At 47.2% G+C, this 21,474-nt stretch carries 20 protein-coding genes and 1 riboswitch; all 20 genes read right to left on the bottom strand.

All coding sequences use genetic code 11. From position 1 onward, the window contains the following. Positions 1-17: 17 nt before the first annotated feature. A complete protein-coding gene (cbiB, locus tag G636_RS0107045) occupies positions 18-1,061 on the bottom strand; it encodes an adenosylcobinamide-phosphate synthase CbiB (protein ID WP_051226668.1) in 1,044 nt (347 codons plus the stop codon). Positions 1,062-1,065: 4 nt separating this feature from the next. Beyond that, positions 1,066-1,629 (bottom strand): histidine phosphatase family protein, encoded by a 564-nt coding sequence (locus G636_RS17680; protein ID WP_035779083.1) that lies wholly within the window; start codon positions 1,627-1,629, stop codon positions 1,066-1,068. A 23-nt stretch (positions 1,630-1,652) separates the two neighbouring features. Beyond that, on the bottom strand, positions 1,653-2,096 hold the full coding sequence (locus G636_RS0107035) for a bifunctional adenosylcobinamide kinase/adenosylcobinamide-phosphate guanylyltransferase (RefSeq protein ID WP_026507469.1): 444 nt from the start codon (positions 2,094-2,096) through the stop codon (positions 1,653-1,655). A 21-nt stretch (positions 2,097-2,117) separates the two neighbouring features. After that, positions 2,118-2,888 (bottom strand): adenosylcobinamide-GDP ribazoletransferase, encoded by a 771-nt coding sequence (locus G636_RS0107030; protein ID WP_026507468.1) that lies wholly within the window; start codon positions 2,886-2,888, stop codon positions 2,118-2,120. Beyond that, positions 2,885-3,448, bottom strand: a complete 564-nt coding sequence (locus G636_RS0107025) for a bifunctional adenosylcobinamide kinase/adenosylcobinamide-phosphate guanylyltransferase (RefSeq protein ID WP_026507467.1) — start codon at positions 3,446-3,448, stop codon at positions 2,885-2,887. Before G636_RS0107025 ends, G636_RS0107030 begins: the two co-directional genes overlap by 4 nt. After that, positions 3,445-4,590 carry a nicotinate-nucleotide--dimethylbenzimidazole phosphoribosyltransferase gene (locus G636_RS0107020; protein ID WP_026507466.1) on the bottom strand — a complete coding sequence of 382 codons (1,146 nt, stop codon included), beginning with the start codon at positions 4,588-4,590 and terminating at the stop codon, positions 3,445-3,447. Before G636_RS0107020 ends, G636_RS0107025 begins: the two co-directional genes overlap by 4 nt. 52 nt (positions 4,591-4,642) lie before the next feature. Next, entirely contained in the window at positions 4,643-4,906 is a 264-nt protein-coding gene (locus G636_RS0107015) for a cysteine-rich small domain-containing protein (protein WP_026507465.1), read from the bottom strand. Further along, positions 4,899-6,416 (bottom strand): cobyric acid synthase, encoded by a 1,518-nt coding sequence (locus tag G636_RS0107010; protein ID WP_026507464.1) that lies wholly within the window; start codon positions 6,414-6,416, stop codon positions 4,899-4,901. Before G636_RS0107010 ends, G636_RS0107015 begins: the two co-directional genes overlap by 8 nt. Before the next feature lie 5 nt (positions 6,417-6,421). Further along, complete coding sequence (locus tag G636_RS0107005; protein ID WP_035779135.1) at positions 6,422-7,042, bottom strand: precorrin-8X methylmutase; 621 nt, start codon at positions 7,040-7,042, stop codon at positions 6,422-6,424. Between the two features lie 14 nt (positions 7,043-7,056). Further along, positions 7,057-8,529 carry a cobyrinate a,c-diamide synthase gene (locus G636_RS0107000; protein ID WP_026507462.1) on the bottom strand — a complete coding sequence of 491 codons (1,473 nt, stop codon included), beginning with the start codon at positions 8,527-8,529 and terminating at the stop codon, positions 7,057-7,059. 72 nt (positions 8,530-8,601) lie between these two features. Further along, positions 8,602-9,852 (bottom strand): precorrin-6y C5,15-methyltransferase (decarboxylating) subunit CbiE, encoded by a 1,251-nt coding sequence (cbiE, locus tag G636_RS0106995; RefSeq protein WP_026507461.1) that lies wholly within the window; start codon positions 9,850-9,852, stop codon positions 8,602-8,604. Between the two features lie 2 nt (positions 9,853-9,854). Then, entirely contained in the window at positions 9,855-10,595 is a 741-nt protein-coding gene (gene cobK / locus G636_RS0106990) for a precorrin-6A reductase (RefSeq protein WP_026507460.1), read from the bottom strand. Further along, positions 10,592-11,341, bottom strand: coding sequence for a precorrin-3B C(17)-methyltransferase (cobJ, locus tag G636_RS0106985; RefSeq protein ID WP_026507459.1), 750 nt, complete (start codon positions 11,339-11,341; stop codon positions 10,592-10,594). The genes cobK and cobJ overlap by 4 nt, the downstream gene beginning before the upstream one ends. Before the next feature lie 65 nt (positions 11,342-11,406). After that, positions 11,407-13,212: a precorrin-4 C(11)-methyltransferase gene (gene cobM, locus G636_RS21040; RefSeq protein WP_081668307.1), complete on the bottom strand. Its 1,806-nt coding sequence runs from the start codon at positions 13,210-13,212 to the stop codon at positions 11,407-11,409. Next, on the bottom strand, positions 13,212-15,290 hold the full coding sequence (cbiD, locus tag G636_RS0106975; RefSeq protein ID WP_051226666.1) for a cobalt-precorrin-5B (C(1))-methyltransferase CbiD: 2,079 nt from the start codon (positions 15,288-15,290) through the stop codon (positions 13,212-13,214). The genes cobM and cbiD overlap by 1 nt, the downstream gene beginning before the upstream one ends. Beyond that, on the bottom strand, positions 15,283-16,290 hold the full coding sequence (locus G636_RS0106970; protein WP_051226664.1) for a FecCD family ABC transporter permease: 1,008 nt from the start codon (positions 16,288-16,290) through the stop codon (positions 15,283-15,285). The genes cbiD and G636_RS0106970 overlap by 8 nt, the downstream gene beginning before the upstream one ends. Beyond that, on the bottom strand, positions 16,287-17,555 hold the full coding sequence (locus G636_RS17670) for an ABC transporter substrate-binding protein (RefSeq protein WP_051226662.1): 1,269 nt from the start codon (positions 17,553-17,555) through the stop codon (positions 16,287-16,289). The genes G636_RS0106970 and G636_RS17670 overlap by 4 nt, the downstream gene beginning before the upstream one ends. Positions 17,556-17,696: 141 nt before the next feature. Further along, positions 17,697-18,653: a hypothetical protein gene (locus G636_RS20480; RefSeq protein WP_196803049.1), complete on the bottom strand. Its 957-nt coding sequence runs from the start codon at positions 18,651-18,653 to the stop codon at positions 17,697-17,699. A gap of 2 nt (positions 18,654-18,655) precedes the next feature. Continuing rightward, the gene (locus G636_RS0106955) at positions 18,656-19,906 is read right to left on the bottom strand and encodes a sirohydrochlorin cobaltochelatase (RefSeq protein ID WP_026507456.1); all 1,251 of its coding nucleotides are present in this window, start codon (positions 19,904-19,906) and stop codon (positions 18,656-18,658) included. 118 nt (positions 19,907-20,024) lie between these two features. After that, a riboswitch (cobalamin riboswitch) is annotated at positions 20,025-20,223 on the bottom strand. A 79-nt stretch (positions 20,224-20,302) separates the two neighbouring features. Beyond that, positions 20,303-21,406: a hypothetical protein gene (locus tag G636_RS0106950; protein ID WP_026507455.1), complete on the bottom strand. Its 1,104-nt coding sequence runs from the start codon at positions 21,404-21,406 to the stop codon at positions 20,303-20,305. Positions 21,407-21,474 lie beyond the last annotated feature (68 nt).

Raw genomic sequence — 21,474 nt, 5'->3', positions numbered from 1 at the left:
CATGGTGATCCCCAAGATCATTCTCCTATCAGAAATATCACCAGTATCCTTGCAGCAAGCCCCAGAGCCAGCATAATACCTGACGATGCCAGCATCAGCACGCAGGAGGAAGAAATATCAGACAGCTCAATGCTCCTTATAGCATCACCTATATATTCCTTCTTCTTGAGCTTGCCTCCGTAATATGCATCTCCTGCCAGGCGCAGCCCCATAGCTCCTGCACAGGCGCTTTCAGTCTGCGCCGAGTTGGGACTGTCATGCTTTCTTCTATCCCTTCGCCATATCCTAAAGGCCCCGGTCATGCTGTAGCCCGGTAATATAGCAGCTATGCATATCATAATTGCCGAGAGCCTGGATGGCAGATAATTCCAGATATCATCGGATCTTGCCGATGCCCTGCCAAAGAATAGATATTTATCATTCTTGTAGCCCAGCATAGAATCCAGAGTATTTACTGCCTTGTAGGCAAGAGCCAGGGGCAGTCCTCCCAGCAGCATATATATCATGGGCGCGATCACACCGTCTGAGGTATTCTCTGCAACAGTTTCTACCGCCGCCCTTATCACCCCGTCCCTGTCCAGATACCCGGTATCTCTTCCCACTATCCAGGAGAGAGCCTTTCGGCCGGATGCGAGTCTTTCTTCATCTGTCCTTCCCCCTTCTATTATCAGAGGAGCATTTATCTTTCCCGTAGGCAGAGCTATTCTCTTTCCGGCAAGAGCCTTACCCACTCTCAGAGCTTCTTTAGCCAGGTCTCTTGCCGCTATGAGCTGGGACATGAGCACTGCTTCCACCAATAGATATATCACAGGCCCTAATCTGTATGCGGTATATGATATCAGGCATCCTATGGCAAAAGATGCTGCAGGGATGATCATAGCAGCTATCATGCCCCTTCTGTACTTCTCTTTGTCTGCTAAGGATTCTTTGTTAAGCACCCTGTCAAGCCTTGCTATCGCCCGTCCCATGATTCTCACAGGGTGAAGCGGATTAACGGGGTCTCCCAGCAATAGATCTATCATCGCAGCGATCAATATAGCAATAGTGTTAAGTTTTATCATTTTATTAGATTCCGATTTCTACAGATCTCATTTCTCCGTGATCTGTCATATAGTCATAAAAGTTTTTTTCTTCTCCTGATATATGTGACATGATCGCCATGATAGTTCCGCCGTGGACTACAAGGGAAGCAGCGGAACAGTCCCCTGACATTTTAATAATATCCAAGAGCTTTTCATAGCCTGCTATCACTCTTTTAGTAAAAACCTCTCTGTCTTCGCCCATAGGTATAGGAGCTGTCGCACCACTGTCTATCCATTTTTGATAGTCATCAGACAGGGATGGATCTTCTATTATCTCCCTGTAGCTCCTTCCTTCCCATAGCCCAAAATCGCATTCTTTAAATTCATCTATTATCAAAGGCTCCATGTCAGGATATATGATCCTTGACGTCTCTATGCATCTCTTCATGGGAGAGCTTATAAGAAGTGAGCACTCAGGGTACTGCCCGGCAGCCTTCCTGCCAATGATATCCCTTCTACCCTCTATGGACAAGGATACGTCAGTCCTTCCTATATACCTGCCCCTGCCCGCAGTTGTCATTCCATGCCTGATCAATATCAGTTTCATACGCCGCCGCCCTCAAAACGCATTTAGGATAATCTCTCATTTATGCCACTATCCTTTATGACCGTGGCAATGCCGCAAAAGAGCCTGGTGACTCTGTCTGCCTTTTGCGCAGCCAGGCACATCGTCCTGCCCACAGCTTCTCTGTATGCCCTGTCTGCAGGATCCATTGGTACTACTCCGCAGCCTAGTTCATCACATACGATCACAATATCAGGCCTTATGGCGATCAGCCTTTCCATTTCAGACACCGGATCTGATCCCAGAGCCTGCTGCCTGCGCACTATCTCCTGATATCCATATATCAGATCAGCTTCTGCCAGCTTCTCTGCCGCAAGGTCAGCTAGTGCGCACTCCGTATCCTCCAAGCCGGCCCCCGCCCTTATCCACTTATATCCCTTTCCCTCCGGATAAAGGGCTGATGCATATTCTTCTTTGCCCTGATGGGCTCCGCCTATTATAAGCTCCATTTACGACCTCATCCAACTCTTCTATGTTATGATGGCTATGAGGGCTGCTGCCAGCCCAAAGAAAAGCTCTGTCTCTGTGAGATAATAGCCCTCCAGATCTCCCGTAATACCACCAAAGAGCTTCATGGCCCAGTGCCTGTAATATATGTATGACATCGCTCCAAGAGCTGTATATATAACGCCTCCGGGCAGATCCAGATATATAGCCGCTCCAGACCATATCAGGTATATTATGGCAAAATAGGCTATAGCAGCGGCATTTTTGCCCTCGCCCGTAAGATCATAGAGCATGCCGCTCCCTCTGGCATTTACTATGCTTACAGCTGCCAGGCCGCTGAGTATCCTGGATGTGACCTGAGAAGCGCAAAGGAGTATCTCAAGCTTATATGATCCCATGGAAATGACTATCACTGCAGCTCCTATGTAGAGGAGCGTAGCCAGGATATATCTGATGATCCCAAAGGCACCCACATGGGGATCCTTTAATATCTCCAGACGCTCATCCCTACCCTTAAAAGAATTGATGGCATCCTGGGTGTCAATATAGCCGTCAGCATGTATGCCTCCCGTGATCATAAGAGGAATAGCCCACAGGCCAATAGCTGCTGCCACAGGTCCTGCCATACTGATATAAGCTCTGCACAGATAGAGCCAGCCCCATTGCGCGCAAGCTATGACAAATCCCACCATGGGCAAGAAGCAGATGGATCTTTTGTAATCCTTATCCTTCCATTCAAACACAGGCATGGGTATCCTGGAATACATGGAAAAAGCAATTATCAGACTCTTCAAACAGACCTCCCTCCGATCCTGACGGGAATAGAATATACAAGCTCAGTAACATCCTCTGATATAGCTGCGAGTTTTCCGGTCACTTCGGCCAGCTGGAAAAGATAATTCTCAGTCATATCATCATATCTTACTCCGTCTCTGTATAGGTCACCTGTGACTATCACCATATGATCGCAGACCTTTGAGAGCTGCAGTATCTCTTCCATTATCAGTTCCGAGACATCAGGCTTGTAGCTCCCACCTTCCCCAAACATCTCACCTGCGCAGAGACAGGGGAGATCTTCCAATAACAGGACTATGCTGCCATGAGTTTTTTTAGATATATGCTCCGCAGCCCTGTCTATATCCCTGGAATATTCCAGTGTCTCATATTCCATATCCTGTCTGCGCCTTTTGTGCTTATCAATACGCTCCAAGGATTCTGTATCTGACGCTTTCATGGTAGCCAGATAATACCTTTTATGACCGGCCTTTGATCCTCCCGGACTTAGCTTTAGCACCAGCTCTTCTGCATATTCGGATTTACCTGAGGCACTGCCTCCTATCACTAAATGGATCATGATCTCTTATAATTCTCCACGCCTATATCGCCAAAATCCGCAGCACTCTTATATACACTAAGGGCCATATCCAGAAGTGGAAAGAGCATCACAGCGCCGCTCCCCTCTCCAAGAGCCAGATCCCCGTCGATCACAGGCTTAAGCCCCAACTCGCCAAGGAGCAGTCTGTGTGCAGGCTCTCTCCCTCCGTGACTTGCCAGCATATAGTCCTTTACCCCGGGAAATAACCTCTCTGCAGTGACTGCTGCCACAGCAGATATCACTCCGTCTATTATCACCGGTATCCTGTATATAGCACCTCCCAGGAATAATCCCACCATTCCTGCAATATCATAGCCGCCCAGATCAGTCAGTATGCGAAAGGCTTTATTATCTGTGATAGCAGGTCTTTCTTTATCAGTAACCTCTTCTCCTTCATTTATATGACCAGAGTATTTGGTAACTGCTTCTTCTACCACAGCTCTTTTTCTAAGGAGTTTGTCATCTGTGAGTCCGGCTCCCCTTCCCACTGTTTCGGAAACCGGCAGATCCAAAAGCAAACAGGCCATGGCTGCACTTGTAGTGGTATTGCCTATTCCCATTTCTCCGCTGGCTATTATATCCGTTCCCAGCTCGTATTCTCTCTTTGCAAGGAGGACTCCCGCGTATATGGCATGCAGGGCCTGAGCACTTGTCATCGCAGGCTTTTTTAGAAAGTTCTCCGTGCCCCGGGAGGGCTTTAACAGATAATCTTCTCCGCTAATATCCCTGGCATATCTAAGGAGGCCGGGAAGCTCTAGATCTTGTCGGATCCCCATATCCGCCGCTTCCACAAGAGCTCCGCAGGTAGCCGCCATGCGGCAGACGCTGGACCCTGACCTTGTGATGCTCTCTGCTACGATAGCTGTCACTTCAGAGCCCGACTGGCTGATACCCTCTTCCACTATGCCATTGTCAGCGCAGAGGACCAGGACCTTCTTCCTGCCAAGGCTTATGTCAGCAGTTCCCTTTATGGCGGCTATCTTTGAGATCATCTTCTCCATATCCCCAAGTCCGTCCAGAGGCTTGGCCACATTGTCCCAGTGCTCCCTGCTTTTCTTTAGGATATCCTGATCCGGTTTATTTATTTGTTTGTAAAGAGATCTTATTATCTGTTCATTCATGGATATAATCCCATTTCGTATCAATGATCCGGCTTGTCCGCTGCCAAAGCGATCACTTGTCTTTTGCAGGCTTTGAATTTTGCGCTGCCAGTATCTTTATCACTTTCTCATAATTTTCCGGCAGATGGGGAAAAGAGCAGTCTATACAGCTCTTTATCAGCCTTCCGTTTTTTTCTCTGTACGTATAATTGCCCGGACAATTATCCATGCTGTACAAGGGGCAATAGCAAAAGAGACAGTTGATATGCTCCTGTCCCTTATGGCATGGATAATATTTGCAATCATGATTTTCAAAATACTTATATGAATTATCCATTTGGCATACCCATTATGGCCCTTATCCTGTCCATATCCAGATGTGCTCTTAGGGCCTCTTCCAGCTTGTCATATTCCCTCTCTCTGTATGCCTTTTGAGAAAGGCCAAAATCATCTTTCATCTCATAGCCTCCCCTGTCATACAGAGCCTCTATCAGTTTTCTTCTAAATTCATCAGAGTCAAATAACCCGTGCATATAGCTTCCAAGGACGCTTCCTCTTACGGCGCCGTCTTCTCTATAAGCGCCCATTTCATCTGAGCCTTCATCCCTGATAAGGGCAAAGGGAGCTTCATCTCCGCTTGTCCTTCCCATATGGATCTCGTAGCCTGATAACTCAAGGCCACTGGCAAAAGAGTAAAAGCCTTCCGGCTGCGCAGCCCTTCCTCTTACCTTACAGGTGACCTTTGTGTCCATTAAATAAGTGACCATATTTATAAGTCCCAGGCCATCCATGACTCCGCCGTGTTCTACGCCGCATGGGTCTTCTATCCTTTGTCCCAGGATCTGATAGCCTCCGCAGATACCTATGACAGGGACTCCCCTCCCGGCAAGGTCTCTTATGCATCTGTCCAGTCCTCTCTTCCTGAGCCATTCCAGATCGGACATGGTATTCTTGGTCCCGGGGATTATGACAAGGTCCGGGGCAGAGAGCTCATCTATTCTGTCCACATAGGCTACTGACAGGGTCTCTTCTCTCATAAGGGGATCAAAGTCCGTGTAATTGGATATATGAGGGAGCCTTATGATCCTGACAAGAGGAGTCCCATCCTTATCCTGTCTCATATTTAATTTATCCGACTGACTGTCCTCTTCTTCTATATCCAGCCTGACATAGGGCACTGTCCCAAGCACATCTATCCCGGTGAGCTTTTCGATCTGGCTGATACCGCTATCCAGGAGGGATACATCTCCTCTGAATTTGTTGATCACAAGGCCCTTTATTCTGGCCTTCTCCTCAGGCTCAAGGAGCTCCGTGGTGCCATAGAGCTGGGCAAAGACTCCGCCTCTGTCTATATCTCCCACCAGGATCACAGGAGCATCAGCCAGCTTTGCCATGCCCATATTTACTATGTCATCGCTCTTTAGATTGATCTCAGCAGGAGAGCCTGCACCCTCTATTATTATCACATCATATTCTTCTTCCAGCCTGTGCAGGGCTGACATGATGTCAGGGATCAGCTTCTTTTTATAAGCAAAATAGTCCCTGGCATGCATATTACCTATAGGCTTTCCTCCCACTATTACCTGTGAGCCCATGTCGGAATTGGGTTTTAAGAGAATAGGGTTCATATATGACAAAGGCCTGGTCCCTGCAGCCATAGCCTGCATGGCCTGGGCTCTTCCTATCTCCAGCCCTTCGTCCGTTATGTAGGAATTCAGTGCCATATTCTGGGACTTAAAGGGAGCCGCCTTGTATCCGTCTTTGTGAAATATCCTGAGAAGACCTGCCGTTATCAGACTCTTGCCCGCTCCCGACATGGTCCCCTGTACCATAAGCTTGTATGCCATATACTTTATCTTCCAATCTTATATATCAGTGCGTTTATAAGAGCTGCCGCTATAGTGCTGCCACCCTTCCTGCCCATGCCTATTATGCAGGGAAGGCCATGTATCTCACAGACTTTTTTTAGCCTCTCTTTACTCTCAACCACATTTACAAAGCCCACAGGTATCCCGATGATAAGCGAAGGCCTAAAGCCCTCTTCTTCTATAAGCTCGCAGAGTTTTAAGAGAGCAGTGGGGGCGTTTCCTATGGCATATATACCACCTGGATACTCTGCTGATGCCCTCTCCATGGATACTTCTGCCCTTGTGGTGCCTTTTTCTCTGGCCTTTATAGCCACCTCTTCATCAGCCATATAACAGACCAGGGGATTGGCAGTCCCCTCCAGGCTCTTTTTGTGGATCCCCGACAGGGCCATATTGGTATCAGTGATAATGGCGCGGCCTGCCAGGATGGCTTCTACTCCTGCCTTCACGGGCTCATTTATAAAGATGAGATTACGGGCATAATCCATATCTGCACTTGCGTGTATGGCTCTGAGCACCAAACTTTCCTCTTCCGGCTGGAGCTTTATGCCCATTTCATCCAGCTCGCCCTTAATGATCTCCATACTTTTATTTTCTATTTCCATTGGATTTTTGATGATCAAATGCTATTCCTTTCTGCTGCTGCCAGGAATCTGTCCAGGGCTCCCTCTGCTCCCGGAAGGTAGAGATGGGGGTATCCTGCGTAATAGAAGTCTCCCACATGACCTTCTCTCCAGCTTATATCCCTGCCTGCCTTGGTAAGCTCCATACACGCGCCCTTATCTTCCACAGCGTCTATAGCTTTAATATCATAATGATGAAAAGAGTGTATATGGAGCTCCTGTCCTTTTTTCAATAAAAGACTGTCACATTCTCCCTTCATAGAGGCATAGCCAAAGCGCACCAGGCCTCCCGTCCTATAATGGATCTCAGGAAATAATCCTGCCATCTTATATAGATGACCCTCTTCGTCCGTGATACCCCGTGACAGATACATATATCCACCGCACTCGGCTATCAGGGCTATCTTCCTGCCAAATGCATCTCTTATTGAAGAGAGCATGGAATGATTGGATGAGAGTTCTTTTAAATAGAGTTCAGGATAACCTCCGGGAATATATATGCCGCATGTCCCCTCAGGGAGAGCACTGTCTTTAATAGGACTAAAGAATACGCACTTTGCGTCTCTTTCTTCAAGGCAGTCTATGAGCTCGTCGTATATAAAAGTAAAGGCTCTGTCCCTTGCTATAGCTATAAGAGGCTGACCACTTATTCTGTCTCTATCAGGAGGCATATATGATCCGCAAGCCTTTCCGGATGCCGAAATATCCTCGCACTCACAAACCGCCTCCCCGGTGTATTCTTCATTTATATCCTTCCGGAGGTCAGGCATTTTAGCAACTATATCTATTATCCTGTCCAGATCTATGGTATCCATAGCGATATCGCACAGGGCATCTATCCTCTGAATAATGTCATCTACTTCTCCTGCCTGCACAAGGCCCAGGTGCCTTGTGCCTATCTCTGCTCTCTTGTCACTTGGCATATATCCAAGGCAGGGGATTCCACATTCCTCCTCCATCACAGGAGCGATGCGCTCATAGAGTGCCCAGCTACACTTATTAAGGATAAAGCCTGCTATATTGCTATCCTTCCTAAATGCCATGAGCCCCCTGATCACCGCGCTGTCTGTAAGAGCTGTGCCCCTGCAGCTGACAACCAGTATCACAGGGACACCAAGAAGAGAGGCCAGTTCATATGCGCTGGCCCTTGTAGTATTACCACCTATCCCGTCATAATAGCCCATGGCAGCCTCTATAAGGGCTATGTCATGGCCTTTGCTATATTTACTGTATACAGCTTTTGTATGAGAGCTCCCTCCCAGATAAGTGTCCAGATTGTAGGAGCTTCTTCCTGTAACTGCCTTATGATACATGGGATCTATATAATCAGGGCCAGCCTTAAAGGGAGCGACCTTTAGCCCCTTTCTCCTTAGCAGTCCCAGCAGCACAAGACTTATAAGCGTTTTACCGGATCCCGAACCCGGAGCGGATATCATAAAGCCCGGGACCCTGCTCTTTTCTTTATTCAAGCTATATCATTCCTTTTATTCAGATCATTATTATTTCTGATCTGTTTTTTGCTGATCTCATTATTAGTGTCTTTATCTTATTTCTCTATTTCTGCTGCTTATTATCATAATGGGATTAGCAGCCTTCATGATGTGATAGGAGCCCAGCCTGTCAGACTGGGTCACAGATATCTGACTCACGGAATAGTCCCTTCCCTGGGCCTCTAATATCTTCCTGGCCAGGTCATAGGTTTCTATGGTAATAGCGGTGATCACCAGCCCTGCATCAGGATTGGCGCTATAGACACTACCAATCACAGCTTCCAGATTTCCGCCACTTCCTCCTATGAATACCTTGTCAGGACGGGGCAAGCCTGATAAGGCCTCAGGAGCTTCTCCCGCTACGGTCAAAAGATTATAGCAGGCAAATTTTTCCCTGTTTCTCCTTATCAGATCCACAGCTGCCCTATTCTTTTCAATGGCATATACCAGGCCATTCCTTGATATCAGCGCACATTCTATGGATACAGAGCCGGTACCTGCTCCAACATCCCATACAATATCCCCATCTGACACAGCCAGCTCCGACATGACCATAGCTCTGACCAGCTGCTTGGTCATGGGCACATCACCCCTTATAAAATCATCATCTAAAAAGCCCTGGCTTCTGTAGGGCATTATGTCTACGCTGTCTGTAATGATGACGGCAGGACTTTCAAATCTCCTGCCTGATAGCTGCCCGGCACTTCCTTCGGTGACTCTCTCGCTTACGCTAAAGAGCTTCTCACCTACTATGACCTTCAGCCTTCCCAGCCCCAGGTAGTCCAGCACTCTGCACACAGAGCCGGGATCAGCCCTTCCCCCTGTGAGAAAGAAGGTCTTCTTGCCGGTCATAACAGCTCTGATCACTGCATTTCTCAGCTCCTCTTCAGACTCTGTCCTACCGTGAAGGGAGACTATGTTCCAGTCGTGATAGTCCTCTTTTAGCCTGGTGGCCAGCATCTGCATACTGGATATGCCGGGGATTATCTCAAAGGGGATATTCTTTTTGCCAAGGCGTATAGACAGGGCAGTGGCACCGGAAAAGAATCCTGTATCGCCGGAAAAGAGTACGGCAGCCGTCTTATCCCTGGATTCCCTGTTATTAAAGCTCTCTATCTCCTCTGCGATCTCATCGGTCCTTATCATGGTCAGCATCCTGCCATGTACCTCTGAGCCCATCTCTTCAATGAGTCTGGAGGATCCGATTACCAGATCAGCTGTCCTGATGATCTGCATCGCACCCTCTGTAACATAGGTATTAAGTCCGCTTCCGCATCCTATGAGGTAGATCCTGATCTTCATATTTACCCCCTGTCCATGGAACTGATCCTCTGCACTACTTCATCCATGCTCATTCCTTCTCTGCAAGCAGGTCTTGCTATGAGGAGCATCTGTACCTTGCAGTTCTCACAGGCACTTACCTTCTCCGGAAAGCCTCCTGCTCTTCCGCCGTCTTTGGTCACCATATAGTCAATAGCCTTCTCCCTGAGGATAAGCTCATTAAATTCACTGCTAAAGGGTCCTTCCATAGCTATGATATTGGACGGTCTGATCCCGGCCTTTAGAGCAGCCTCCAGTGATTCCACCGAGGGCAGGATCCTGATAAATAGCCGCTCAGGGCTGATAGGAGCAAAAGCTGCTATCTCTTTGGCTCCGGTTGTCAATAGGATCCGGCCCCTTTTGTCTTTCAGATAATCAGCAGCTTCCCCTGCCGATTGAAATATCAGGGCACTATCCGGGACAGCACTCATCGTCCTTCCAAGGCGTATATAGGCCAGCCCTGCTCCGCTTGAAGCTGCCTTGATATTCTCACCTGCTTCTGCAGCATAGGGATGGGTTGCATCTACGCATATATCGTAGCCTCTTAATATCTCCTCCATCTCGCTGCTGTCAAGGCGCCCCTCCAGGAGCCTTACCCTGCTGCCCGCTTCCTTGAACCTGCCATAATCAGTAGCCACCGATACTGCAACATCATGCCCCAGAGCCAATAGCTTTTCTGCCAGTTCTCTTCCCTCCGTGGTACCGCCAAATACAAATATCTTCACTTTATGTATCCTCTTGGTGTTATAAGCTTATCAGTGCTTACATAAGTAGCTGATGATCCAATAAATACCACTGTCTGCATATCTACGTCTGCCGCCTTTAATTCCCCAAGGCTTGTTATGACGCTCCTTTGTCCTTCTCTGCCCACATGAATGGCAAGAGCACAGGGCCTGTCCATGGGAAGACCCTCTTCCATCAGTATATCTGCCATTTTGGCCAGATAATCAGGACGTCCCTTGGACCTGGGATTATATACAGCTATAGGCATATCTGCTGCTGCAAGGAGCCTTATCCTCTTCTCGATGAGCTCCCAGGGCGTAAGTCTGTCAGACAAGGATATGACTGCAAAGTCGTGACTAAGGGGAGCACCTGTAAGCGCACTTCCCGAGGATGCCGCTGTCACTCCGGGTATTATCTCTACCCTGGCAGAGGGATAGTCCCCAGCCAGTTCCAGTACAGGCGATGCCATGCCATAGATTCCGCTGTCTCCCGAACAGATAAGACTTGTCACAACGCCGCTGTCTGCCTTTTCAAGAGCATATCTGCACCTGTCTGTTTCCCTGGTCATGCCTGTGGAATAGTATTCTTTGGACATGATGATATCATCATCTGCCAGGCTCTTTTTTAACAACTCTATATAGGCTGTATAGCCTATGATCAAATCAGACTTTTTCAGGGCATCCAGGGCTCTGAGAGTCATGTCCTCTCTGCTGCCCGGTCCCATTCCTATAACATATAAGTTTGCCATCAGGGTTACTCCGGCCTATTGTTTAATACTGCTAATATCCTATCTGTATCATGCATCAATCTGCTTTATAGCTTTTGAGGTATTGCAAGAGCCAGCGTAACGCCATCCCTTGCATACTTCCTGCAAATGATCCTGCCCCCCGCGCTCTCATCATGACCATCAGTATCTGCATCCTGATCACCTGCATGCCTGATGACGCTCATAAGAGCCGCCCTTTCGCAGACATTACCTGTTCCTGTTACCTTTCTTACAAAATCGGAATCAGTAAAATCACCGCTTAGTGCATCCAGCTCCCCGGCAGAATAAAATTCTATTTTAAGCCCCAGCTCCCCGGCGAATTCTATGAGCCCTTCTTCGTCCTTCTTAATATCTATCGACGCAATACTATTAATAGCATAGCTATATATGCCATTTTCATTTATAAAAGCTTCAAAGGCTTCTCTAATCTGCCGGCAGCTTGTGCCCCGCTTAAGGCCTATACCCAGGGTCGCAGCCCTTGGTATCACTATCAGTCCGTCCCTATCACCGCTTCCGGTCACCCTAACCTGCATGTCCTGGCCCTTTGCATAGCCCCTCTCACAGATAATTTCGGTCTTTCCGCTTGGAAAAGTAAGCTCAAAGTCACTGCCTACGCGGATCTCTTTGCCTTTTAATATGTCAGACTGCAGTCTTACTATATCCTCAGGGTTTAATATCTTCATACCCATGGAGGCTGCCCAACTGTCTGCTGCAAAGAGCTGCCTGTTATCACTGGCCGTTGTGATCACAGAGGATGCATTGTAGCCAAGATCCTTAAGCCTCTCTTCAAGTTCCAGGGCCAGGCGCCCTCCGCCGCCCACATGTCCTGACAGGATGGGGATCACATATTGTCCGCTTTCATCTATCACTACGACAGCAGGATCTGTGATCTTGGTCTGAATATATGGAGCTATGGCCCTCACAGCTATCTGGACAGCACCTATGAATACAAGGGCTCCCGCTTCATAGAAATGCTCCCTTGTCCACTCATCAAGGCTTATCCCATTGTCCCTTCTGCTGATCCTGCTGCAGGCACCAGGATAGAGACTGTTTCCCAGTTCATACCCCCTGTCTGTAAATGCACAGCAGGCTACAGTTTCTCTTTTCACGCTGCCCTGTCTGTATCCTGTGGTAAAAGAGGCATCGTAGAGAAGACTCTTATCTCCCTCGCCCTCCAGGAAATCTCCTATGAGAAGAAGGGCAGTCTTTGTAATGCCGTTTTCTTTGGCAGAGCTGTGAAGGCTCCCCACTCTGCAATGGATAACCTTCTCATCAGGCCAGCTGGCATGATATACGATGCAGGCTGGCGTATCCTCACTATAGCCGCCTTCTATGAGCCTGTCTCTCACCTCCCTGGTGTGGCCCGCAGAGAGAAAGAGCACCATAGACGAGCCGTGTGAGGCCAGCACCCTGATATCCTCCCTCTCAGGTACAGGAGTCCTGCCCTCTATCCTTGATATGATCAGGGACTGGCTCTTACCGGGCAGTGTATATTCAATGTCCAGAGCTGCCGCTGCTGCAAGGAAGCTTGATACTCCGGGCACTGTCTCGTAGCTTATATTCTCTTTATCAAGAAGGGCCGTCTGCTCAGAGATAGCTGAATAGAGGGCTGTATCACCGGTCTGAAGCCTTACTGTGATCCCGGGCTCCGTCTCTTTGCATATATCTATTATCTCTTCCATGGAGAGATGGGCGCTGTCGATGAGTCTTGCACCCTCCCTGCAATAATGTAGGAGCTCATGATTGATAAGGCTCCCTGCATATATCACAGTATCAGCCTCTTTTAACAGCTTTACACCCTTTAAGGTGATCAGCTCTGTATCTCCAGGTCCTGCACCAACAAAATAGACCATTAATCCATCTCCCTTATCCCAAAAGCTTCCAGTATCTTTCGTCCATTATCCGTTATACCAAAAAGGCCATGGGACGAGAAAAGAACTGCTCCTGTTTCAAATGCGCCTTTGACTCTTCTACTTAGAGCTTCCTCTATAGCCTTCATTATAAGGCCGCTTGTCTTCTCTAATATATTATATCGTATAAGTATATCTATGCACCTGTCCGAGGATACGCTCTCATAGAGCTCCCTAAGACAGTCAGGCCCGGCTCCTGCCATGGCAGCGTAGCAGACAAAGACTTCTCTTCTTGAATCTCCATAAGAAGAATGGGTGTTCATGACAGAGGCAGCCAGCTTCACAAGCTTACCTGTATGTCCCACAAGGAGTACTCTCCCTGCAGAACCTTTCCCTGCAGTATGATCCAGGGCTTCGCCCACATAATTGGACATCTGTACCACAGGTACGTCCAGGTCATTTAGAGGACTGTTTTTGATATAATCCGCTCCGTAATTGCCGGGGGTCAGGATCATATCTCCATTTCCCATGCTAAGAGCCTGATCCACACTGATCTTTATGGTATCTATAAGGGCCTTTTCAGACATGGGCTCTACTATGCCGCTTGTCCCTATGATAGATATGCCGCCTACTATGCCCAGGGCTCCGTTCATGGTCCTTAGTGCTATATCACTTCCTCCTATGGCAGAGATCACTATTTCAAAGCCCCCTTTATAGGAATATCTATCTGCCAGTTCCATGAGCACATCCCTTATCATCTGCCTGGGTACATGATTGATGGCAGCTTCGCCAACAGGCTGATCAAGACCCGGCTTTGTGACTCTGCCTACGCCCTCTCCGCCTTTAATGACGATACCTTCAGCAGCTGTGAGCGTCAGGTCTGCTCTTATATGTATCCCATCAGTGACATCGGGGTCATCTCCTGCATATTTGCGTATTGTGCAATAGGCTGATCTCTTCCTTCCTTCATTAGGATCCTGAACAGAACCTTCAACAGAGCCTTTTATAGAGCCTTTTATAGAATCTTCAATAGAATCTTCAATAAAGCCTTCATTGTAACCGGCAGAGACAGGACTGACATTTACCCTGATACCTGCAGGGGTCATCAGAGACAGGACATGAGGCCTTATACCTTCCAGAAGCAGTATCCCCGCTCCCTGGCAGGCAAGAGCTGCGCAGGTCCCTGTGGTAAAGCCCTTTCTAAGAGCAGACTCCTGCCCGGATCTGTCACTATTTCTTTCATCTATAAGCTCAGGAGCTTTTGCATCCTGTGCTCCTCCCCCAAGGCCGGTCAGGGCTTCCAGAAGTCTCTCATCTACGTCAAATAATCCGGATATCAGCTGGGGACCTATATTATCAGGAGCCTGTTCATCAGGCCTCTTATTCATGATATGGCCGTCTCTTAGCATGATCACCTGATCAGAGTATCTCTTCACCAGAGACATGTCATGAAGAGACATGATGATGGTAATGGGATTTTCCTTTTGACAAGCCAGAGAGCTTATGAGCTCCATGAGCTCAAGCTGATACTTCAGGTCCAGGTAGCTCACAGGCTCATCCAGGAGCAGTATTTCCGGTTCCTGGGCCAGAGCTCTTGCCAGCAGGACTCTCTGCTTTTGCCCGTCAGAGAGCTTATTAAAGTCTTTATTTCTGTAGACAAGGGTATCTGTCTTTTGCATGACAGCTTCCACAAGCTTACTATCACTGGGTCCAAGATTCCCCCAAAAGCCGGTATAAGGATATCTTCCCTCGCTTACCAGATCAAAGCAGCTTACAGGTCCCCTCTTTACTCTTCCTGTATACATGACAGCTATCTTGCGGGCTCTTTCTCCTGCGCTTATTTCAGACAGTCTCCTGCCTCCCACAAGGACTTCTCCCAAAAGGGCAGGGAGCTGCCCGGAGAGAGCCTTCATAAGGGTAGACTTGCCTGCACCATTTGGTCCTATCAGAGATACTATGCTGCCCTTTGCTGCAGATATATTTATGTCTTCTATTATGGCCCTGCCATCATATCCGGCAGACAATCCCCTGGTCTCCAGAGCAGGGCAAGAGCCCCCTGCCATATCACGATCCTTATTCATGTCTGCCTCCTGATAACATCACCAGCACAATAGGTACTCCCACAAAGGCTGTCACTGTAGAAAGGGACAGCTCTGAAGGTGCAAGCAGGAGCCTTGCCGCCAGGTCAGAAGCCATGGTAAAGGCTGCCCCTGTCAAAAAGAGGGCCGGTATCATTACTATGGGTCTGGCCCCCGGAATAAGGCGCCTCACCAGAAAAGGAACTGCAATTCCCACAAAGGAAACAGGACCTGCAAAGGCAGTCACTGTAGCAGATAAGAGTCCTGACAGCACTACCACCGCTATCTGCAGGCTCCTCACAGGTACTCCTACGCTGGCTGCATACTCTTCTCCGCTCATGTATACCCATATTGATTTGGAAAGGCCAAAAACCAACAGCGAAGCTATTATTATGAGAAAAGAAGCTATCCTGACTTCTCCCATGGATGCCCCAGAAAAGGAGCCTTGAGACCAGCCGTGCATATTTACCACAGAGCTGTCACCTGCCAGATTGATGATAAAATCAGTGATAGCCGTGCAAATATAACTGATCATGATACCCGCTACCAGCAGCACTGACATGGTCCTGAGCCTCCTGGCAAAAAAGAGGATAAAGACCGTGGATATCATGGAGCCTATAAAGGAAACCAGGACCATAAGGGGCGTAGAAAAGGCTCCTCCCCCTCCTAGCACTATTATCATGGCAATGGCTACCATCATCCTGGCCCCCGAAGATATGCCCAGGATATAGGGTCCTGCTATGGGATTTCTAAAGAAGGTCTGAAGAAGATAGCCTGACAGCGACAGCGCTCCTCCTGAGACAAGAGCCATAAGGGCCCTGGGGAGCCTGATCTGTCTGACTATCATGGCATGCTCAGTCTCTTCTCCACCAGAGAATAAGAGTCCCATCACCTTGGTAAAGGGAATGCTTACAGAGCCTGCAGAAACAGACCAGATAAAAACTGCCAGCGTAACTGCTATCAGTCCTATATAGATAGTTGTGACCCATGCCCTGTTTTTCAATCTGCTCTCCTTATATATTCCATGTCACTGCTATTTCTGAGCATAGCATTAAAATCAGCTATCAGCCTACCCGCCTTATCGGAGTTCTGATACATGGAGGTGCCGGCTATATATAATGAAGCGTTTTGGACCGCTTTAAATTCTGCAAACAAAGGATTGAGCGCTATGAGCTCATCTGTGGATGCTATGGGATTGATAGCTGCGTCATAAACCAAGTAATCTGCGTCCCCTGCAATACTCATAAAGCTCTCCATGTCCAGCTTGATAGTGGACATAAGGGAGCTGTCCCCATCAGGGAGAGCTGCAGCTGCATACTCGCCTCCTGCATAGCCTATCATTTTGGCCACAGCCGAATCTGCCTTCTGGCATACGATCTGTCCCTGGCTGTTCACATAGAACCAGGCAACCTTCTGCCCCGCAGTATCCGGCATTACTATATCCTCAGCCAGAGCCCTCTGCTCATCAAATATCCTCACAGCTTCCTCTTCATGGCCTGTAAGAGCGCCATATACTACTATCCATTCAGTCCTTCCAAGAGGCTCTGTTTCCATGGATGAGAGATCTATGAGTACCGGTATGCTCAGTTCAGTAAGCTTGTCTATGTTTTCCGGCTTGTGTAGGATCATGGCATTTTCTATTGCCAGATTGCAGCCCCCTTCAAGAAGCATCTCATAATCAGGCTGGGAGTACTTGCCCGCATAGAGGATATCTCCCCTTTCCATGGCAGCTGCCGCCGCAGCTATCTCCCAGTCTTCCTGCCTGGTGCCGCTGTAGGCTACATTATCCATAGCTCCCAGGGATTCAAACCTGCACATTGCAGCCGAAGCTGCAAGATATATTTTCTCAGCAGGGACATGTATTATTATCCTGTCCCTGATAGTTTTAGATGCCATCAGTTCGTCGTATTTACTATCCGTTTCTATACCTGCGACGTCGTTGCTATTTTCATTAGCGGCTTCATTAGGTATGAGAAGATACTTTCTCCCATCCCTTACCCGGATTTCTTTAAATCCACCTTTATAATTTATGATCTTAAAGCCTTCTGCTATAGAGGGCTCGTAAACAGACTCTGTGACCAGTTCTTCTATGTCACTTTCTATATTACTATCTTTAGTACTTTCTATAGCAGTTTCCGGGGTCCCTTTTTCATCAGCTGCTGCATCATTTTGGCAGCCATAAAGGCCAAAAAGGGCAAGCGCTGCCGTAAAGACAGCCCCCACCCTTATTGAATCCCTATATATCTTATGCATATATTGTTTAGTCATATCCACCCTTCACAGATAGCATTGCTATCAGTTATTAGCCCACGCTGCAGTAGAAGTTATTTTCCTCGCTCACTGTGGATAATAATCTTCTACTGCAGCGTTATCAAATATCTTGATAGCAAAACAGAAGTGTTTAGTTCATCAGTCTGCAGGAGAGAGGCTCGCCAGATCAAGCTTCACTTTATATTCTATCTCATGAGGCTTGCTCATGGCTGTAGTATCTGCAATAATATCGTACTCATCCTGCAGCTCTTCTGCCTCCAGATTAAAGACTGAGAGTCCGCCGGTGGTATCAGCTTCATACCTCTTATCCCCTGCGAGCATGTAATCATAGTTGGCACTGGAGAACTCAAGCTTTAAACTTACCTTGCCGCCTTCTATTGTCAGCTCGGTAGGGCTTGTGATGGAAGCCTTGCCGCTGCCGCCTTCCAGTACTGCTTCTACGGTGTAAGTGCCGTCTGCAAGTTCGGAAGTAGCTGCCCCGGCATCATCTGCAGCATTCTCTTCAGAGCCTGTTTCTGCAGGAGCTGTCTCATCATCAGACGCTTCTACTGACTCTGATCCATCAGCCTCACTTGCTTCATCAGCTGTTTCAGAAGCAGATGCCTCCTCTGAAGAGATACCAACCAGCCCCGGTACGCTATCACCTTCTGTCAGATCTGATACAGACACCTTGTGATCATACCACTTGCCCTTGGTACCTATCAGCGCCAGGTCAAATTCCTCATCAATAGCAGGAACGGGTACATCAAAGCCGTGCACCTCTTCTCTTGTCCCATCGGAATATTCCACAGTATCCACGGTGGGCATAAGAAGCTTTGCACCATCAGCCTGGGCATCTTCCTTAAGACCGGGATAGAGATTCAGGGTCTTCTTGGAAGGAAGAGAGATATGCACTGTCATCTCTCCGCCGCTTACGGTAAGGAGCGCCTTGCCATCTAAGGCCTCATTTATCTTAAACATAGTGCTGTCTGTGTTAAAAGTGCAGACATAGCTTCCGTCTGCCACAGCAGGCACTTCTTCCTTATGACCGCAGCCGGTCATAAGGAAGGTCAGCATTATAATTGCCGCAACTGTACTTTTGAATATCTTTTTCATTATTAGTCTATTACCTCTCCCAGGTGCTCAATATACAACGCCTGGACATCCGGGATCCTTCCAAGACCCTCGATCTGACAGTCTACGCTAAATCCGGCTTCTGTCAGCATGCTCTTCCAGGAATCCTCATCATCTCCTGCCATGTCATTATGGGCATGGTCACCTGCTACTACCATAAGAGGACGGATGATGATCTTCTCAAAGCCTGCCTCTTTGATCCTGTCTATTACATTTTCAATCTCTGTATCTTCAGGCTCACCTTCTACAGTACCTACGAATACATTGCTGTGGCCCAGGCTTTCAAAAGCTGTCTGCATCTGATCATAAGTTACATTAGCAGTATGGCTTGTTCCGTGTCCCAGGAAGATAAATGCTGTCTTATCTTCAGCTGCTGCATCAATGCTGTCATAAGATGAAGCTGCTACTGCTGCATTAACTACATACTCAGCAACTCTTGTCTTATCCTCATTGATCTGGGATGCATCCGCACCTACTTCACCAAGAAGGGGCTCAGCGATCTTCACAGTCTCAAACTTGTCTTCATAGCCGGCTACTGCCTCAGTAAGCTCATCATATTCAGCGCCGTGCATAAGGTGTGTGGGCTGGATCAGGAGGTTCTTTACTCCGTTATTAACAGCACGCTCCAGTGCCTGCTCCACATTATCGATTTTCTCACCATCTCTTGCCTGAACGTGGTTGATGATGATCTGTGCTGTAAAAGCTCTTCTTACAGACCAGTCAGGATAAGCCTCTGCCAGGGCATCCTCGATTCCCTTGATATCCAGAGATCTGCTCTCGTTAAAAGATGTACCAAAGCTTACTACCAGGATCTCATTTTCTCCGATTTCATCTGCGTTTCTAGGATCATCCATAGCTGCATCTCCTGTGTCATTGCCAAAGTAATCAGGGTCCGCATACTCACCCTCTACCAGCTCCTGCTGCTCGGGAGTCAGCGCATCCCAAGCTTCTTTTGCTGCTGCACACTGCTCGTCAGTATCTTCTGTTCTTGACTGTACATATATGGCATCTATCATGTCAGCTACAGCCTGGGCAGCCTTTTCATCATCAGAGAGCTCTCCCCCAGCATCTGTCTGCTCACTTTCTTCTGAAGTGATCTCTGCAGCCTCATTGTTTTCTGCCTCAGCTTCTGCAACAGGAGCCTCAGAATCTGTCTTTTCTCCTGCCTTGCAGCCTGCTACACAAGCGGCACAAACTACTGCTGTCAATACCAGTGTCATCAGTCTCTTTTTCATTTGTCCTCTCCTTTTTGGGTATAAAAAAACCTCTTGCTCGCTAAATTTGGGCAAAAGGCATCAGGCGCATTCACGTTGAAAGAATGCACCAGTGACACGCATTGCCGATTACTCGCGGCACGCATCTTCAATTCAGGCAGGTCTCCCGGCTGGGGCCATCAGGACCGGCCTTCCCATAGCTACGGCTACAGTGGCAATCGGTCCCTATGTCTGACTATGACATTGGCCGTCACGGTGACGAGTTCGTGCAGGATTTGCACCTGCTTCCCTATTATCCGGGTACTATTACTTCCCCGGCACCTGATGAATCAACAAGTGGATTATAGAGCATTAATTTGTATCTTGCAAATCTATGCTGAATTATGATTGAACAGTTCCTAATCAATTATTTGCATATCACAGTATTATATTATCAAATACAAGATGAGCATCCTGATAGACAATATATTTGTCTTTACTCACATCATACACCACTCTGCGTTGATACGATTTCTCACCACTGTAATCTGTTGCGGTAAAAACAACGTATCTATCCTGTAAAACGCAAGCAATATCCTCCAATTCAACATTTTCATATTCTTTGGTCAACTTTGAATAGTTTATTTCAGCAATCATGCAGCCATGTTCATTGTATAAATCTATTGTTTTAGCAAAGCTGTTCCACTTGTACATACAAGACAAGTGCCCATTTAAATAAATAACCTTATCAATTCTGCTCTTAAGCAGTAATTCTGCCCTTGCAGTTCTGCTTTGAAGATCGTATTGTTTGATAGTTGTCCTGGTTTCTTCTGCATCTGTCTCCAAATACACAAGCTTCGAATTGTCTACTGCTGCAATTTGAATATATTCATCCTCATTCGCAGAGGCAAAAACTTCCCAATCTACTGCTTCACCATTCATAGCATTTGCTATCAAATCTGATACTCCAACAACGAGTACATCATTTTTGTATGCTGTATCTGTATACCGTGATGCCTCTTGAATTTCAAAAGGATCTATATGTGAATTTTCGGCTACAATATACAGCTCATCTCTATATTCTGTTATATAAGGCATATTGTAAGAATAAAGTAATATATCATCCTCACACACTATAATTTTACTCGTTTTTAAATCAACAAAGTAAAAACTCTTTTTTTGATCATCATCCGTTATATTTCGACATGTTTTCACACACAAATAATCGCTTCCCACTGAGCTTCCAATCATGTATTCTTCTTCAGATAATAATCCAAATTCAAATCGATTCAAATCTGGAATTGACACTATAATTAGTTGTTTGCCAAGAATTTCAACGGCATACAGTCTTTCTTTACTCTGATCAAAAATAAAATCAAACTCTTTTGAAAAATGCGAAACATCTTCTAATGTCTCTCCCGACTGTTTACGTACGACGAAATCACCTTCTCTTTCAGTAATAAAAAAGTGATTTCCGCGCAAAATAAAGCATCTATCAGATATCACCTGTGTCATTCCAAAAGGATGAAAAAGATTATCCATTACTATCTCCACTTATCTGTGTTCATATCAATTGAAGTAGCTTTTTGCTTGTGTAAAAGAGTCAAGTC

The organism is Butyrivibrio sp. MC2013, from assembly GCF_000424585.1.
In the GTDB taxonomy this organism is placed as follows: Bacteria; Bacillota; Clostridia; order Lachnospirales; family Lachnospiraceae; genus Butyrivibrio.
This window is presented reverse-complemented; position numbering and strand designations above follow the sequence as displayed.

Bases quoted from the DNA above. Each gene is read 5' to 3' on its own strand.
- cbiB (WP_051226668.1), bottom strand. From the start codon at position 1,061: ATGATAAAACTTAACACTATTGCTATATTGATCGCTGCGATGATAGAT.
- G636_RS17680 (WP_035779083.1), bottom strand. From the start codon at position 1,629: ATGAAACTGATATTGATCAGGCATGGAATGACAACTGCGGGCAGGGGC.
- G636_RS0107035 (WP_026507469.1), bottom strand. From the start codon at position 2,096: ATGGAGCTTATAATAGGCGGAGCCCATCAGGGCAAAGAAGAATATGCA.
- G636_RS0107025 (WP_026507467.1), bottom strand. From the start codon at position 3,448: ATGATCCATTTAGTGATAGGAGGCAGTGCCTCAGGTAAATCCGAATAT.
- G636_RS0107020 (WP_026507466.1), bottom strand. From the start codon at position 4,590: ATGAATGAACAGATAATAAGATCTCTTTACAAACAAATAAATAAACCG.
- G636_RS0107015 (WP_026507465.1), bottom strand. From the start codon at position 4,906: ATGGATAATTCATATAAGTATTTTGAAAATCATGATTGCAAATATTAT.
- G636_RS0107010 (WP_026507464.1), bottom strand. From the start codon at position 6,416: ATGGCATACAAGCTTATGGTACAGGGGACCATGTCGGGAGCGGGCAAG.
- G636_RS0107005 (WP_035779135.1), bottom strand. From the start codon at position 7,042: ATGGAAATAGAAAATAAAAGTATGGAGATCATTAAGGGCGAGCTGGAT.
- cbiE (WP_026507461.1), bottom strand. From the start codon at position 9,852: ATGAAGATCAGGATCTACCTCATAGGATGCGGAAGCGGACTTAATACC.
- cobJ (WP_026507459.1), bottom strand. From the start codon at position 11,341: ATGGCAAACTTATATGTTATAGGAATGGGACCGGGCAGCAGAGAGGAC.
- cobM (WP_081668307.1), bottom strand. From the start codon at position 13,212: ATGGTCTATTTTGTTGGTGCAGGACCTGGAGATACAGAGCTGATCACC.
- cbiD (WP_051226666.1), bottom strand. From the start codon at position 15,290: ATGAATAAGGATCGTGATATGGCAGGGGGCTCTTGCCCTGCTCTGGAG.
- G636_RS17670 (WP_051226662.1), bottom strand. From the start codon at position 17,555: ATGACTAAACAATATATGCATAAGATATATAGGGATTCAATAAGGGTG.
- G636_RS20480 (WP_196803049.1), bottom strand. From the start codon at position 18,653: ATGAAAAAGATATTCAAAAGTACAGTTGCGGCAATTATAATGCTGACC.
- G636_RS0106955 (WP_026507456.1), bottom strand. From the start codon at position 19,906: ATGAAAAAGAGACTGATGACACTGGTATTGACAGCAGTAGTTTGTGCC.
- G636_RS0106950 (WP_026507455.1), bottom strand. From the start codon at position 21,406: ATGGATAATCTTTTTCATCCTTTTGGAATGACACAGGTGATATCTGAT.